The sequence below is a fragment of the Streptomyces sp. NRRL S-118 genome (assembly GCF_000716335.1).
In the GTDB taxonomy this organism is placed as follows: domain Bacteria; phylum Actinomycetota; class Actinomycetes; order Streptomycetales; family Streptomycetaceae; genus Streptomyces.
The window spans coordinates 61,678-76,448 of the sequence record NZ_KL591013.1 but is presented as its reverse complement, the minus strand read 5'-3'; the positions used below and the strand labels follow the sequence as shown (position 1 = coordinate 76,448).

Annotated in this window: 11 protein-coding genes; 6 read left to right on the top strand and 5 right to left on the bottom strand. The window is 74.0% G+C overall.

From position 1 onward, the window contains the following. Positions 1–39: 39 nt before the first annotated feature. Positions 40–1,440 (top strand): S28 family serine protease, encoded by a 1,401-nt coding sequence (locus tag IH00_RS0121725; protein WP_031076112.1) that lies wholly within the window; start codon positions 40–42, stop codon positions 1,438–1,440. 40 nt (positions 1,441–1,480) lie between these two features. On the opposite strand, the gene IH00_RS0121720 is transcribed toward IH00_RS0121725, so the two are convergent. From IH00_RS0121720 to IH00_RS0121710, 3 genes are all read right to left on the bottom strand, one after another. Then, the gene (locus IH00_RS0121720) at positions 1,481–2,098 is read right to left on the bottom strand and encodes a hypothetical protein (RefSeq protein ID WP_031076110.1); all 618 of its coding nucleotides are present in this window, start codon (positions 2,096–2,098) and stop codon (positions 1,481–1,483) included. 88 nt (positions 2,099–2,186) lie between these two features. Continuing rightward, complete coding sequence (locus IH00_RS0121715; RefSeq protein WP_031076108.1) at positions 2,187–4,001, bottom strand: glycoside hydrolase family 3 protein; 1,815 nt, start codon at positions 3,999–4,001, stop codon at positions 2,187–2,189. A 741-nt stretch (positions 4,002–4,742) separates the two neighbouring features. Beyond that, positions 4,743–5,651, bottom strand: coding sequence for a LysR family transcriptional regulator (locus tag IH00_RS0121710; protein WP_031076106.1), 909 nt, complete (start codon positions 5,649–5,651; stop codon positions 4,743–4,745). A gap of 88 nt (positions 5,652–5,739) precedes the next feature. Here IH00_RS0121710 and IH00_RS0121705 point away from each other — a divergent pair, with 88 nt between their 5' ends. Further along, positions 5,740–6,699, top strand: a complete 960-nt coding sequence (locus tag IH00_RS0121705) for an EamA family transporter (RefSeq protein ID WP_031076104.1) — start codon at positions 5,740–5,742, stop codon at positions 6,697–6,699. A gap of 33 nt (positions 6,700–6,732) precedes the next feature. Here the strand turns inward: IH00_RS0121705 and IH00_RS0121700 are convergent, their stop codons facing one another. Then, positions 6,733–7,515, bottom strand: a complete 783-nt coding sequence (locus IH00_RS0121700; protein ID WP_031076101.1) for a sugar phosphate isomerase/epimerase family protein — start codon at positions 7,513–7,515, stop codon at positions 6,733–6,735. A gap of 277 nt (positions 7,516–7,792) precedes the next feature. Next, positions 7,793–8,866, bottom strand: coding sequence for a LacI family DNA-binding transcriptional regulator (locus tag IH00_RS0121695; RefSeq protein WP_031076099.1), 1,074 nt, complete (start codon positions 8,864–8,866; stop codon positions 7,793–7,795). Positions 8,867–9,004: 138 nt separating this feature from the next. On the opposite strand from IH00_RS0121695, the gene IH00_RS0121690 reads away from it, so the two are divergent. From IH00_RS0121690 to IH00_RS0121675, 4 genes are all read left to right on the top strand, one after another. Then, on the top strand, positions 9,005–10,141 hold the full coding sequence (locus IH00_RS0121690; RefSeq protein WP_031076097.1) for a Gfo/Idh/MocA family protein: 1,137 nt from the start codon (positions 9,005–9,007) through the stop codon (positions 10,139–10,141). Further along, a complete protein-coding gene (locus IH00_RS0121685) occupies positions 10,138–11,280 on the top strand; it encodes a dihydrodipicolinate synthase family protein (protein WP_031076096.1) in 1,143 nt (380 codons plus the stop codon). The genes IH00_RS0121690 and IH00_RS0121685 overlap by 4 nt, the downstream gene beginning before the upstream one ends. Continuing rightward, the gene (locus IH00_RS0121680; RefSeq protein WP_031076094.1) at positions 11,277–12,089 is read left to right on the top strand and encodes a sugar phosphate isomerase/epimerase family protein; all 813 of its coding nucleotides are present in this window, start codon (positions 11,277–11,279) and stop codon (positions 12,087–12,089) included. Before IH00_RS0121685 ends, IH00_RS0121680 begins: the two co-directional genes overlap by 4 nt. A gap of 329 nt (positions 12,090–12,418) precedes the next feature. After that, positions 12,419–14,650, top strand: a complete 2,232-nt coding sequence (locus tag IH00_RS0121675) for an SF1B family DNA helicase RecD2 (protein ID WP_031076092.1) — start codon at positions 12,419–12,421, stop codon at positions 14,648–14,650. Positions 14,651–14,771 lie beyond the last annotated feature (121 nt).

Here is a 14,771-nt window from a genome sequence, read left to right as displayed (position 1 = left end):
TAGGTTCACGGCGACCACCGTGAACCCAGTGGAGGGTGCATGCGCAAGGCGCTCAGATGGCTGCTGTCCCTCGTGGTGCTCATAGGCACCGCGAGCGCAGCCGGCACGGCCACCGCCGCCGGTCCGGCCGACAGCCGCACGACCACGGACATCAAGGACCGCATCCTGGACATCCCCGGGATGAGCCTGATCGAGGAGAAGCCCTACCCCGGCTACCGCTTCTTCGTCCTCGGATACACCCAGCCGGTCGACCACCGCGACCGTTCGCGGGGCACCTTCCAGCAGCGCCTCACCCTGCTGCACAAGGACACCGGCCGCCCCACGGTCTTCCACACCAGCGGGTACGAGGTCAGTACCCGGCCCTGGCGCGCCGAGCCGACGTCCATCGTCGACGGCAACCAGGTCTCCCTGGAGTACCGCTTCTTCACCCCGTCCCGCCCCGCCCCCGCCGACTGGTCCAAGCTGGACATCTGGCAGGCCGCCTCCGACCAGCACCGCGTCTTCACCGCGCTGAAGCCGCTCTACGACCGCAGGTGGCTCGCCACCGGCACCTCCAAGGGAGGCATGACCGCCACCTACTACGAGCGCTTCTACCCGCGAGACATGGACGCCGTCGTCGCCTACGTCGCACCCAACGACGTGGTGGAGAAGGAGGACTCGGCCTACGACCGGTTCTTCGCCACCGTCGGCACGGCGGAGTGCCGCGCCCGCCTCGGCGCCATGCAGCGCGAGGCGCTGGTCCGCCGTACGCCGCTGCAGAAGAAGTACCGCGCCTGGGCCGACGCCGAGGGCGCCACCTTCCGGACCGTCGGCAGCCTGGACAGGGCGTACGAAGCCGTCGTCCTGGACTTCGCCTGGGCCTTCTGGCAGTACCACACCGAGGCCGACTGCACCAGCCTCCCGGACGCCGCCACCGCCACCGACCAGGTCGTCTACGACACCATCGACACCTACTCGGGCTGGGCCTACTACACCGACCAGGGCCTCGAACCGGCCGTCCCGTACTACTACCAGGCCGCCACCGAACTCGGCTCGCCCGCCCTGCGGATGGACCATTTGAAGGGCCTGACCCGGTACGGCTACCAGCCCGCCCGCAACTTCGTGCCGCGCGAGATCCCGCTGCCCCGCTTCAAGCCCCGGGTGATGCGCGACGTGGACACCTGGGTGCGCACGCGGGGGCAGCGGATGCTCTTCGTGTACGGCGCGAACGACCCGTGGGGCGCGGAGCGGTTCCGCGTCGACAAGGGCGCCCGCGACAGCTACGTCCTCGCCGCCCCCGGCGCCAACCACGGGGCCGGTGTGGCGGACCTGGTCGAGGCCCAGCGCGCGAAGGCCACGGCGCGGATCCAGGCGTGGGCGGGCGTCGCCCCGGCGGACGTACGCACCGATCCGCGACTGGATCGGCGCGTCCTGGACCGGAAGCACACCCTGCGTCCCTGACGTACCGCCGGCGGGGCGCGGACGTGCCCCGCCGGCCGCCTCAGAGGCGGCGCGCGCAGCCCACCGGTCCGTCGCCGTCCAGCGCCACGTACAGGGCCGTCGACGCGGGACACTGCGCCCGGCGCTCGACGGCCGCCGTGACGCGGTACCGCGGCCGGTGCTCGCCCGGCCCCTTGCAGGCCGTCTCCCGCACCTGCCCCGCGCGGGTGCCGGAGAGGCAGTCGCCGACCAGGGTGTACGGGCCCCCTCCGCCGCCCGGGTCACCGGGGTGCGGCGGCTCCAGGTTGCGCATGCACGCGTAGCCCCGCGGCACGGCACCGTCACCGTCCTCGTCCGCGGCGGGCCGGTGCTCCGAGACGTGCAGCACGAAGTCGGTGGCCCTGGGACAGTCCGGCCTGCCGGCCGCCGGACCCGCGTACCGGGTCAGCACCCGGGCCGCCGCCCGCTCGCTGCCGCAGGACACCTCGCGGAACTCCCGGCCGCGGGTGCTGCAGTCGCCGGCACCGAGGAAGACCTCCCCGTACCCGGTGCTGGCGGCCGGCTCCGGCAGCCCGGCCGCACCCGCCCGGTCCGCGGCGGCCCGCTGGCAGGCGGTGGTGAACGCCGTCACCGCGAGCACGACGGCGCACACCACCCCGATGGTCCGTTCCCGGCGCATCCCCAACCCCCCGATCGCTCGCTCCAGCGTGGCCCGCCGTGGCGGACCCACGCCACCGGAGCGCGGAAGGTTGCGTCACCGAGTACGTCTAGTACGTCAGGCCGTACCCCACCGGATACAGCACCCGGGTCGGATCGTCCGCGCGCTGGACCGGGACGGGCAGCCGCCCCTCCGGCCGCGCCCGCCCGGCGATCACCCGCGCCGCGGCGCGCAGTTCGACGTCGGTCCAGGAGTACGTGGCGAGGGTGGCGCGCTGCCCGCCCAGCCGCGCCACGTCGTACGGGTTGCGGATCGCGACGGTCACCACCGGCACGCCGGTCGCCGCGAGCCGGGAGACCAGCGTGCGCTGCGTGCTGGTGGCGGAGACGTTGTACGTCCCCACGACGATCGCGTCCTTTCCGGCCGAGGCCGCCACCGCCTCGTCGATCCGTGCCGCGGAGGGAGCCGTACCGGTGGACAGGGCCGCCACCGTGAAGCCGAGTTCGGTCAGGGCGGTGGCGAGGGTGGCGGTCGGCGGGCCGGTGGTCCCGGAGGGGGACGCGGGATCGGCGCCCACGACGAGCAGGTTCGGCCGCTCGCGGCGGTCGAGCGGAAGCAGCCCGCCGTCGTTGAGCAGCAGCGTCGTGGTCCGCTCGGCGATCCGGTCGGCGGCGGCGAGGTGGGAGCGGGTGCCGACGGCGCGGTCGACCCCCTCGTGGGAGACGTACGGATCGCGGAACAGGCCGAGCTTCGCCTTCAGGCGCAGGATGCGGAGAATCGATTCGTCGAGGCGGGCCTCGCTGATCTCGCCGCTCCGTACGGCCCGCAGCACGGCGTTCCAGGCGAGGGCCAGGTCCGGCGGGTTGAGCAGTTGGTCGCAGCCCGCCTTCAGCGCGAGGACGGGCACGCGGTCGTCGCCGTACTTGGTGCGCACCCCCTCCATGCCGAGCGAATCCGTCACCACGACGCCGTCGTAGCCGAGGCGTTCGCGCAGGATGCCGGTGAGGATGGGGCGGGAGAGGGTGGCGGGGTCCTCGGCGGCGTCGAGGGCCGGGACGACGATGTGCGCCGTCATGATGGAGTCGATGCCAGCGGCGACGGCCGCCCGGAACGGCGGCGCGTCGAGCGCCTCCCACTGCGCGCGCGTGTGGCCGATCCGCGGCAGCCCGTAGTGGCTGTCGGTCTCGGTGTCGCCGTGCCCGGGGAAGTGCTTGGCCGTGGCCGCCACGCCCGCCGCCTGATAGCCCCTCACCTGCGCGGCCACCAGACCGGCGACGGCCTGCGGGTCGGCGCCGAAGGAGCGTACGCCGATGACGGGATTGGCGGGGTTGACGTTGACGTCGGCGACGGGCGCGTAGTTCTGGCGGATGCCCATCGCGGCGAGCTCGGAGCCCGCGATCCGCGCGGCGCGCCGCGCGTCGGAGCGGGAGCCGGCCGCGCCGAGCGCCATCGCGCCGGGCATCAGCGTGGCGGGTTCCCCTATCCGGGCCACGATGCCGTGCTCCTGGTCGATGGAGATCAGCAGCGGGACGGGCGTGGGCCGGTCCAGCCCGGCGCGCTGGATGCCGTTGGAGAGGTCGGCGATCTGGTGCGGCTCGCGGGTGTTGTGCGCCCACGAGAAGTAGATGATGCCGCCGACGTGGTACCGGGCGATGAGCTCGGCGGCGGTACGGACGCCGATCTCCTTGAGGTTGGCGTCGGCGTCGGCCTGGTCGGGGGCGGTGGCGGAGTGCCCGTACACCCGCATGACGAAGAGCTGGCCGACCTTCTCCTCCAGGCTCATGCGGGAGATGAGTCCGTGGAGGCGGCGGTCGCCGGAGGCCCCGGCGTGGGCGGACGCCGTGGCACCGGTCGCGGCGGCGGCCGCCGCGGCGGCGGTGACGGTGAGGAGAGTACGTCTGGAGGTGGTGGCCCGGTGGTGCACTGGTGCTCCTTCCGGCCGTGCGTGGAGGGAAGTGGAGGTGGTGAAGGAAACTTCCAAGGTGTCACGCATAGCCGGAAAGTAACTGCCAGGTCAAGGACCCCGGCAGCCGCGGGGGCGACGGGTCCGCCACCGGCGCAGCGGAGGGGGGCGCGCCGGTGGCGGCGTACCGCCGGCCGCGGGGCGGCCGGAGAGGGGGAGCCGGCGACCGCACGGCGGGGCCGGCACCGCGCCGCGGTGACTCCCCGGCAGTACACCCGGTTCGACGGACCCGGCGGCCGCCGGGTTCCCCGCGGCGCGGCCCGCTGCGGTGCGGTGCGGTGCGTCGGCAGGGCGTCATGAGGGCGGTGGCAAGGCGTGCCCGACGGCCCCTCAGGCCCCGTGCTCGACGGTCCTTCAGGGGTGGGGCGGCGTACCGAACGGGCTGGCGGACTGCGCGGAGACGTGCCGGGCGGACCCTCTCGGGGTGCCGGTGGATCGGCGTGCGCCCGTGGGGAACGATCGGCGGGCCACCGGGCGGTGCGCTCCCGGGCGGTGCCGGGGGGTGGGGCGGCGCTGCCCGACGGGCCGCAGGCGGCGCGGCAGCGTGCCGGACGGTCCCTCGGGCGGGTGGGGCAGCCTGTCCGACGGACCCTCAGGGGGCAAGGCAGCGCGCCCGGCGGACCCTCGGGGGGCAAGGCGGCGCGCTCGGGTGCCGGTCCTGGGCGCCGCCGGAAGGCGGGGGTCAGCGCGCCCGAACGGTCCTCACGTGGCGGCGACCGAGGGCCACAACTCCTGCAGGGTCCGGACCGTCTCGGTGATCGCCGGCCGCCGTGCGGCGCCCGCCCGCCACAGCGCCGACAACCGCCGCTTCGGCACCGGTTCGAGGCGCACGGTGGCCACCCCGTCCGGCAGCGTGCCACGGCCCAGGCGCGGGACCAGCGCCACCCCCAGGCCGGCTGCGACGAGGGCCACCTGCGTGTGGTTCTCCTCCGCCTGGTGCACGATGTGCGGCTCGCGCCCGGCCGCCCGCAGCGTGCGGACCAGCCAGTCGTGGCAGACCGTGCCGGGCGGCTGCACGATCCACCGCTCCTCGGTGAGGTCCTCCCGCCGGACGGCGTCACGCGCCGCCAGCGGATGCCCGTGCGGTACGAGGACGTCGCACAGGTCGTCCCCGATGACGGCCTGCTCGACCCCCGGCGGCGCGGGCAGCGGCGCGATGTCCCAGTCGTGCGCCACCGCCAGGTCGAGCACGCCCCGCCCGACGAGGTCGACCGACAGGTGCGGATCCACCTCCGTCAGACGGGCGTCGAGCGCGGGGTGACGCCGCGCCAGCTCGGCGAGGGCGCGCGGCATCAGCCCCCGGGCGGCGCTGGCGAAGCACCCGACGCGCAGCCGCCCGGACGGCAGGCCCCGCCGTTCCTCCAGTCGCACCTCGGCCTCCTCGACGATCGACAGCAACCGCTCCGCCGTGGCGGCCAGCCGGTGCGCCTCGTCGGTGAGGCGGACACCGCGCCCCTGCCGTTCCAGGAGCGTGGTGCGGGTCTCCCGCTCCAGCTTGGCGATCTGCTGCGAGACGGCCGACGGGGTGTAACCGAGCGCGGCCGCGGCGGCGCCGACCGTGCCGTACACCGAGACCGCGTGGAGCGCCCGCAGCCGTCCGAGGTCCAGCACGGCGGCCCCCTTTCGTAAGCGATGCTTCATCCAATCATGAAGAGATCCGCGCTGGTGCTACATGGTTCGGGCCCGGGATGCTCGGTGCATGCGCCCGTCCCACATCGCACTCGCCACGCTCGTCGCCGCCGTCTGGGGGGTCAACTTCGTCGTCATCGACATCGGCCTCGACCACTTCCCGCCCCTGCTCTTCTCCGCCCTGCGCTTCCTGGTGGCCGCCCTGCCCGCCGTCTTCTTCGTCGGTCGCCCGAAGGTGGCGTGGAGGTGGATCGTCGGGGTCGGCCTGACGCTCGGCGTCGCGAAGTTCGGCCTGCTCTTCACCGGCATGGACCGGGGCGCCCCGGCGGGTCTGTCCTCGCTGGTCCTCCAGATCCAGGCCGTCTTCACCGCGCTGTTCGCCTTCGCGGCGCTCGGTGAACGCCCGGGCCGCACCCGGCTGGCCGGCATGGCCGTCGCGCTCGGCGGGATCGCGGTCGCGGCGGTCGACGAGGGCACCTCCGGGCCCCTGCTGGGCCTCGCGCTGTGCGTCGCGGCCGCCGCGTTCTGGGGTGTGTCCAACGTCCTGACCCGCAAGGCGGCCCCGCCCGACGCGCTCAACTTCATGGTGTGGGTCAGCACCGTCCCGGTCCTGCCGCTGCTCGCGCTGTCCTTGCTGTTCGAGGGTCCGGCGCGGGACGCGGCCGCGCTGCGGTCGCTGGACTGGACGGGCGCGGGCGTCATCGTCTACGTCGCCTGGGTCACCACCGTCTTCGGCTTCGGTGCCTGGGGGTGGCTGCTGCGCCGCCACCCCGCATCCTCGGTCGCGCCCTTCTCCCTCCTGGTCCCCGTCTTCGGCATGTCCTCGGCCGCCCTGTTCCTCGGGGAGGGGATCACCGTCCTGCGCTGGTGCGCGGCCGCGCTGCTGGTGGGCGGGGTGACGCTGACGTCACTGGGGCGTGCGGGACGCCGGCCCGCGGCGGTGGCCGCCAAGGAGGCGGCCGGGGCCGCCGCGGTGCGGGGCGAGCGGCGCCCGGACCCGGCCGGGACGTCCCCGGCACGGGTGGGATAGCGGCGGTACGGGCCCGGTCCGGGACCGGTGCGGTCAGGTCCGCGGTGTGCCCGACAGGCGCTCGCGTCCCGCCGCGAGCAGGGCCGGGAGCTCGGCGGCATCCGCGTACCAGCGCTTCTCGTACTCCCAGCACACCCAGCCCTGCCCGCGCATCAGGGACAGGCACTCGTCGAGCGGCAGCACCCCGGCACCGAGGGGGAGAGGCGTGGTGTCCTCGCGGGACGCGATGTCCTTGACCTGTACATAGCCGAGGTAGGGCGCCAGGACGGCGTGCGTGTCCTCGGGCGCCTCGCCCGCGAGCCAGGTGTGCATCAGGTCCCAGACCACGCCCACGTGCTTGTGGCCCACCGTCCCCGCGACCCGGGCCACGTCCGCACCCGCGCGGTGCGAGTCGTGCGTCTCCAGGAGGATGCGTACGTCGAGCTCGGCGGCGACCTCCGCGGCGGCGCCCAGCCGCCGGGCCGCCGTCGCGTCCGCGTCGGCGGGGTCCTGGTCCCCGCCGCCCGGGAACACCCGGACGTACGGGGCGCCCAGGTCGGCCGCGAGGTACAGGAGCCGGTGCAGCTCCTCGTACACGGGCTCGTCGTCACCCGCCGCCGCGACCTGCGCGTATCCCGCCACGGCGAGGATGTCGACGCCCGCCCGGGCGAACTCCTCGGCCACGGCCCGCCGTTCGTGCGCCACCAGCCCCGGGTGCACCGGCTCCTCGGGGTGGGCGCGCAGTTCGACACCGTCGTACCCCGTTCCGGCGGCGAGCCGCACGACGTCAGCGACGGGCATTCCGGGGACACCGAGGGTGGAGAAGGCGTACTTCATGCCGGCGAACCTACCCGCTCGTCCGCCACCCATGACCGAACGTCCCGCCGCCACGCGCGGCCGGACGCCGGCCCGGTCACGCGGTGCGCGGGAAGCCGTCCGTCCTGACGGTGATCGAGCGGCCCTCCTGCGGCGTCGTGATGATCTTCCCGTCCGTGATCTCGACGCGGTACCGCGGGGCAGGCCGGCGCCTTCCGGTGCGTCCCGGGCGCCGGGCGCGTCCAAGGTGATGGTCATGCGGGCCTCCGCGTGCCGTCGTCAGCACGACAGTGCGGTGTCACGCGCCCCGCGGCCGCCCCGTCGAGGCCCGCACCATCAGTTCCGCGCCGATCTTCGCGATGCCGCCCGGGGGCGGGGTCTCCGTGCCGATCGCGAGCCGGCCGGCCCGTGCGCCCGCCTCCGACAGGGGCAGTCGCACCGTGGTCAGCGCGGGCACCGCGTCCACCGAGAAGGGCAGGTCGTCGAAGCCCGCCACCGAGACGTCCTCGGGGATGCGCAGGCCCTGGTCCCGCAGGGCGGCGCAGGCGCCCAGCGCCACCGTGTCGTTGGCGGCGACCACCGCGGTGAGCTCCGGGTCGCGCCGGAGCAGTTCGAGCGTCGCGTCGTACCCCGAGCGGCGGTCGTACGGGCCGTGCACGGTGAGCCGCCGCAACTCCTCGTCCGCCGCTCCCGCCGCCGTCATCGCCTCGCGGTGGCCCTCCAGCCGGTGCCGCGTCGTGGTGCGCTCGGCCGGCCCGGCCACGTATCCGATCCGCCGGTGGCCGAGCGCCAGCAGGTGCTCGGTGAGCCGCCGCCCGCCGCCGCGGTTGTCGAAGGCCAGCGCGGCCGTGATCGCGGCGTCCCCACCGGTCCCCGGCGCCGGCGGGCGCCCGCACAGCACCACGCGCGTGCCCGCGTCCGCCAGCTTGGCGAACCGCGCGGTCATCGCCGCCGTGTGGCCCGGGTCCTCCAGCGCGCCACCGGTGAGGACGACGGCCGCCGCCCGCTGGCGCTGGAGCAGCGTCAGATAGCGCAGCTCCCGCTCGGGGGAGCCGCCCGTGTTGCAGACCACGGCGAGCTTCTCGCCGCCCGCGCGCCCCGACGCGCCCTCGCCGATGGCGCTCTGCGCCGCACCCGCCATGATCCCGAAGAAGGGGTCGGCGATGTCGTTGACGAGGATCCCGACCAGGTCGGAGGTGGCGGCGGCGAGCGAGCTGGCCGGCCCGTTCAGCACGTAGTCGAGTTCGTCGACCGCGCGCAGCACCCGCTCGCGCGTGGACGCGGCGACCGGGTAGTTGCCGTTCAGGACACGCGACACGGTCGCCGGGGACACCCGGGCGCGCGCCGCCACATCGGCCAGGGTGACTGTCATCGCTTTCCTCCGCGGAGAGTCGGGCGTGGCTCTTGTACGGGCCGTTGCCCGCAGGCTAGCGTCACCCCTCGTAGAAAGCGCTTGCTACCGCCGCGCGGGCCGACGAGATCTGGAGGGACCTCCGTGACACGCAGGACGATGCGGATCGCCATGAACGGCGTCACGGGCCGGATGGGCCACCGCCAGCACCTGGTGCGTTCCATCCTGGCCATCCGCGAACAGGGCGGCCTCGACCTCGGGGACGGCCGGGTCCTGTGGCCCGAACCCGTCCTCGTCGGCCGCCGCGAGCACGCCCTGCGCGCGCTCGCCGAACGCCACGGCCTGACCGAATGGACCACCGACCTCGACGCGGCCCTCGCCGACGAGACCACGGAGATCTACTTCGACGCACAGGTCACCTCGGCCCGCGCCGACGCGCTGACGAAGGCCGTCGCGGCCGGCAAGCACGTCTACACCGAGAAGCCGACCGCCACCGGCACCGCCGGAGCCCTGGAACTGGCCCGCCTCGCCCGGGACGCCGGCATCAAGCACGGCGTCGTCCAGGACAAGATCTTCCTGCCGGGCCTGCTCAAGCTGAAGCGCCTCATCGACGGCGGCTTCTTCGGCGAGATCCTGTCCGTGCGCGGCGAGTTCGGCTACTGGGTCTTCGAGGGCGACTGGCAGCCGGCCCAGCGCCCCTCCTGGAACTACCGCGCCGAGGACGGCGGCGGCATCGCCGTCGACATGTTCCCGCACTGGGAGTACGTCCTGCACGAGCTCTTCGGCCGGGTGACCTCCGTCAGCGCCCACGTCACCACCCACATCCCGCAGCGCTGGGACGAGGACGGCGAGCCGTACGCCGCCACCGCCGACGACGCCGCGTACGGCATCTTCCAGCTGGAGAGCGGTGCCGTCGCGCAGATCAACTCCTCCTGGGCGGTACGCGTCCACCGCGACGAGCTCGTCGAGTTCCAGGTCGACGGCACCCACGGCTCGGCGGTCGCCGGCCTGCGCGGCTGCCGCGTCCAGCACCGCTCCGCCACGCCCAGGCCGGTGTGGAACCCCGACCTGCCGGCGACGCACGCGTTCCGCGACCAGTGGCAGGAGGTCCCGGACAACACCGGGTTCGACAACGGCTTCAAGGCGCAGTGGGAGCTCTTCCTGCGCCATGTCGCGCTCGACGAGCCGTACCACTGGGACCTGCTGGCGGGCGCGCGTGGTGTTCAGCTCGCCGAGCTGGGCCTGAAGTCCTCGGCGGACGGCCGCCGTTACGACGTACCGGAGCTGACGCCGTGACGATCCGGCTGCCGCACGGCACGTACGAACCGCGGACCGAACCCGCCGCCTTCACCGCGGGCGGCGCCCCGCTCGCCTCCCGCACGGTCTTCTCCGCCGCCCACGTCGTGGCCGACCCGTACGCGGACGTGTCCCCCGACGCGCCCGCGGCGGTCGACTGGGACGCCACGCTCGCCTTCCGCCGCCACCTGTGGTCCCACGGGCTCGGCGTCGCCGAGGCGATGGACACCGCGCAGCGCGGCATGGGCCTGGACTGGGACGGCGCCGCCGAGCTGATCCGCCGCTCGGCGGCCGAGGCGAAGGCGGTCGGCGGCCGCATCGCGGCGGGCGTGGGCACCGACCAGCTGTCCGGTCCGGTGGACCTGGCTGCCGTCCGCGCCGCGTACGAGGAGCAGCTGGCGCTGGTCGAGGAGACGGGCGCGCAGCCCATCCTGATGGCGTCCCGCGCGCTGGCCGCGGCCGCGCGCTCCCCCGACGACTACCTCACCGTCTACGGGCACCTGCTGCGCCAGGCGGGCGACCCCGTGATCCTGCACTGGCTGGGCCCGATGTTCGACCCGGCACTGGAGGGCTACTGGGGCTCGGCCGGTCCGGACGCGGCGACCGACACCTTCCTGAAGGTCATCGCCGAGCACCCGGACAAGGTCGACGGCATCAAGGTGTCCCTGCTGGACGCGGAGCGCGAGGCCGGCCTGCGCCGCCGCCTCCCGGACGGCGTGCGCTGCTACACCGGCGACGACTTCCACTACCCCGAGCTGATCGCGGGGGACGAGCACGGCTTCAGCCACGCCCTGCTGGGCATCTTCGACCCGCTGGGCCCGGTGGCGGCGGAGGCGGTCCGCGTCCTCGACACCGGGGACACGGCAGGCTTCCGCGCGCTTCTCGACCCCACCGTCGCGCTGTCCCGCCACCTCTTCCGGGCGCCGACGCGGTTCTACAAGACGGGCGTGGTCCTCCTGGCGTGGCTCGCCGGCCACCAGGACCACTTCACGATGGTCGGCGGGCTGCAGTCCGCGCGCTCCCTGCCGCACCTCGCGCGGGCCTACGAACTGGCCGACGGACTCGGCCTCTTCCCCGATCCGCAGCTCGCGGAGGCGCGCATGAAGTCCCTGCTCACGGTGTACGGAGTCGCCCAGTGACGGACCTGGCCCGCTTCAGCATCAACCAGATGACGGTCAAGCAGCTGTCCATGCCCGAACTGACCGAGGGCTGCGCACGCCTGGGCGTCCCCGGCGTCGGCCTGTGGCGCGGACCGGTCGCCGAGTACGGCCTGGAGGCCACCGCCGAGCTCGTCCGCGACGCCGGCCTGGCGGTCACCACGCTGTGCCGCGGGGGCTTCTTCACCACCGCCGCCGACCTCGACGACAACCGCGCCGCCGTCGACGAGGCCGTCACCCTCGGGACGGACACCCTCGTCCTGGTCTCCGGCGGCCTGCCGCCGGGCGGCAGGGACCTGGCGGCCGCCCGCGGGGTCATCGCCGGCGCGCTCGCCGAACTCGTCCCGTACGCGGCCGGGCGGGGCGTCCGGCTCGCGATCGAGCCCCTGCACCCGATGTACGCGGCGGACCGCTGCGCCGTCTCCACCCTCGACCAGGCGCTGGAGCTCGCGGCACCGTTCCCGGCGGGGCAGGTCGGGGTCGTCGTGGACACGTACCACGTCTGGTGGGACGACCGCGCCCCGGCGGCGGTCGCCCGGGCCGGCGAGGAGGGCCGTATCCACGCCTTCCAACTGGCCGACTGGACCGTTCCGTTGCCCGCCGGCGTCCTCAACGGGCGCGGGCAGCTCGGCGACGGCACGATCGACCTGCGCGCCTGGTGCGACCGCCTCGACGCGGCCGGCTACACCGGCCCGGTGGAGGTCGAGCTCTTCAACGACGACCTGTGGGCGCGGGACGGCCTGGAGGTCCTGGAGGAGACGGCACGGAGGTTCGCCCGGCTGGCCGGGTAGCGACCGTGATCCGGAATCGGAATTCCGGAAAAATTACCGCGCGCATCCGTGCAACCCTTCCGGTGTGACGTGTGTCGTACATGGCATCAGGGCTTCCGGGGAGGGATCCGGGGGGATTCGGGAAGCCCAGACGGAGGGGGAGCACGCAGGGGCCCGGTCGACGGACCGGGCCCCTTGTCGCAGTTCCCTTCCCGGCAGGCGTCCGCCCCGCTCTTCGCCGTGGATCCCTCCCCCGCGGCCGTCCGCCCCGCTCTTCGCCGCGGGGGCGGGCCGGGGGAGTTGTCCACAGGGCCGCCGGCATGTCCGACCCGGCGGGTAGCGTCGGAGGCATGTCCAGTCCAGCAGTGGTCGAAGGCGTCCTCGAGCGGATCACGTACGCCAACGAGGAGAACGGCTACACGGTCGCGCGGGTCGACACGGGCCGCGGCGCCGGCGAACTCCTCACGGTCGTCGGCTCGCTGCTCGGCGCGCAGCCGGGGGAGTCGCTGCGCATGGAGGGCCGCTGGGGCTCCCACCCCCAGTACGGCAGGCAGTTCACCGTGGAGAACTACACCACCGTCCTGCCGGCCACCGTCCAGGGCATCCGCCGCTACCTCGGCTCCGGCCTGATCAAGGGCATCGGCCCCCGCATCGCCGAGCGGATCGTCGACCACTTCGGCGTCGAGACGCTCGACGTCATCGAGCAGGAGCCGCAGCGGCTCATCGAGGTGCCGGGGCTCGGGCCCAAGCGGACCCGGCTGATCGGCGCCGCCTGGGAGGAGCAGAAGGCGATCAAGGAGGTCATGGTCTTCCTCCAGGGCGTCGGCGTCTCCACCTCCATCGCGGTGCGGATCTACAAGAAGTACGAGGACGCCTCGATCTCCGTCGTGAAGAACCAGCCCTACCGCCTCGCCGCCGACGTGTGGGGCATCGGGTTCCTCACCGCCGACCGGATCGCGCAGGCCGTGGGCATCCCCCACGACAGCCCCGAGCGCGTCAAGGCCGGGCTCCGGTACGCCCTTTCCCAGTCCAGCGACCAGGGCCACTGCTTCCTGCCCGAGGAGCAGCTGATCGCCGACGCGGTCAAGCTGCTCCAGGTCGACACGGGTCTGGTCATCGAGTGCCTCGCCGACCTCGCGGCCGACGAGGAGGAGGGCGGGATCGTGCGGGAGCGGGTGCCCGGCCCCGACGGGCAGCCGCTGACCGCGGTGTACCTGGTGCCGTTCCACCGAGCCGAGATCTCCCTGTCCGCCCAGCTGCTGCGGCTGCTGCGCACCGACGAGGACCGGATGCCGGCCTTCCGGGACGTCGCCTGGGACAAGGCCCTGGCATGGCTGGCGGACCGGACGGGGGCGGAGCTCGCGCCCGAGCAGGAGGAGGCCGTCCGGCTGGCGCTCACCCGGAAGGTCGCCGTCCTCACCGGTGGCCCCGGTTGCGGCAAGTCGTTCACGGTCCGGTCCATCGTGGAGCTGGCCCGCGCCAAGAAGGCCAAGGTCGTCCTCGCGGCCCCCACCGGCCGCGCCGCCAAGCGGCTGTCCGAGCTCACCGGCGCCGAGGCGTCCACCGTGCACCGCCTGCTGGAGCTGAAGCCGGGCGGGGACGCGGCGTACGACCGCGACCGGCCGCTCGACGCCGACCTCGTCGTCGTCGACGAAGCGTCCATGCTGGACCTGCTGCTGGCGAACAAGCTGGTCAAGGCGGTGGCGCCGGGCGCGCACCTGCTCCTGGTCGGTGACGTGGACCAGCTGCCGAGCGTCGGCGCCGGTGAGGTGCTCAGCGACCTGCTGGCCCCGGACAGCCCCCTCCCCTCCGTACGGCTCACCAGGATCTTCCGCCAGGCGCAGCAGTCCGGGGTCGTCACCAATGCCCACCGGATCAACTCCGGCCAGCAGCCGATCACCTCGGGGCTGCCGGACTTCTTCCTCTTCGTCACGGAGGACACCGAGGAGGCGGGCCGGCTCACGGTGGACGTCGCGGCCCGCCGCGTCCCGGCGAAGTTCGGCCTCGACCCGCGCCGCGACGTGCAGGTCCTCGCCCCCATGCACCGCGGACCGGCGGGCGCGGGCACCCTCAACGGTCTGCTCCAGCAGGCCGTCACCCCCGCCCGGCCCGACCTGCCCGAGAAGAGGTTCGGCGGACGGGTGTTCCGCGTCGGAGACAAAGTGACCCAGATTCGCAACAATTACGAGAAGGGGGCGAACGGCGTCTTCAACGGCACCGTGGGCGTGGTCACGTCGCTCAGCGTGGACGACCAGCGCCTGACGGTGCGGACGGACGAGGACGAGGAGGTGCCCTACGACTTCGACGAACTGGACGAGCTGGCGCACGCGTACGCCGTCACGATCCACCGCTCCCAGGGCAGCGAGTACCCGGCGGTGGTGATCCCCGTCACCACCGGTGCGTGGATGATGCTGCAGCGCAACCTGCTCTACACCGCCGTCACCCGCGCCAGGAAGCTCGTCGTGCTCGTCGGGTCGCGCAAGGCGATCGCCCAGGCCGTCCGCACCGTCTCCGCCGGCCGGCGCTTTACCTCACTGCGCCACCGACTGACAGGTGAGCTGCGGGTGGGAAACATCACCTAGAAGATCGCAGGACTTTCGCAAGCGGGGCGAAGGGGGCAGGATGAGCAGGTTGACGGCACTGAGTGCCGCCAATTGGCCGAATGGTCGACCCCGAGTGCACTCTGCTGAGCCAAGTGGGGGA

Bases quoted from the DNA above. Each gene is read 5' to 3' on its own strand.
- IH00_RS0121720 (WP_031076110.1), bottom strand. From the start codon at position 2,098: ATGCGCCGGGAACGGACCATCGGGGTGGTGTGCGCCGTCGTGCTCGCG.
- IH00_RS0121690 (WP_031076097.1), top strand. From the start codon at position 9,005: ATGCGGATCGCCATGAACGGCGTCACGGGCCGGATGGGCCACCGCCAG.
- IH00_RS0121725 (WP_031076112.1), top strand. From the start codon at position 40: ATGCGCAAGGCGCTCAGATGGCTGCTGTCCCTCGTGGTGCTCATAGGC.
- IH00_RS0121700 (WP_031076101.1), bottom strand. From the start codon at position 7,515: ATGAAGTACGCCTTCTCCACCCTCGGTGTCCCCGGAATGCCCGTCGCT.
- IH00_RS0121675 (WP_031076092.1), top strand. From the start codon at position 12,419: ATGTCCAGTCCAGCAGTGGTCGAAGGCGTCCTCGAGCGGATCACGTAC.
- IH00_RS0121695 (WP_031076099.1), bottom strand. From the start codon at position 8,866: ATGACAGTCACCCTGGCCGATGTGGCGGCGCGCGCCCGGGTGTCCCCG.
- IH00_RS0121705 (WP_031076104.1), top strand. From the start codon at position 5,740: ATGCGCCCGTCCCACATCGCACTCGCCACGCTCGTCGCCGCCGTCTGG.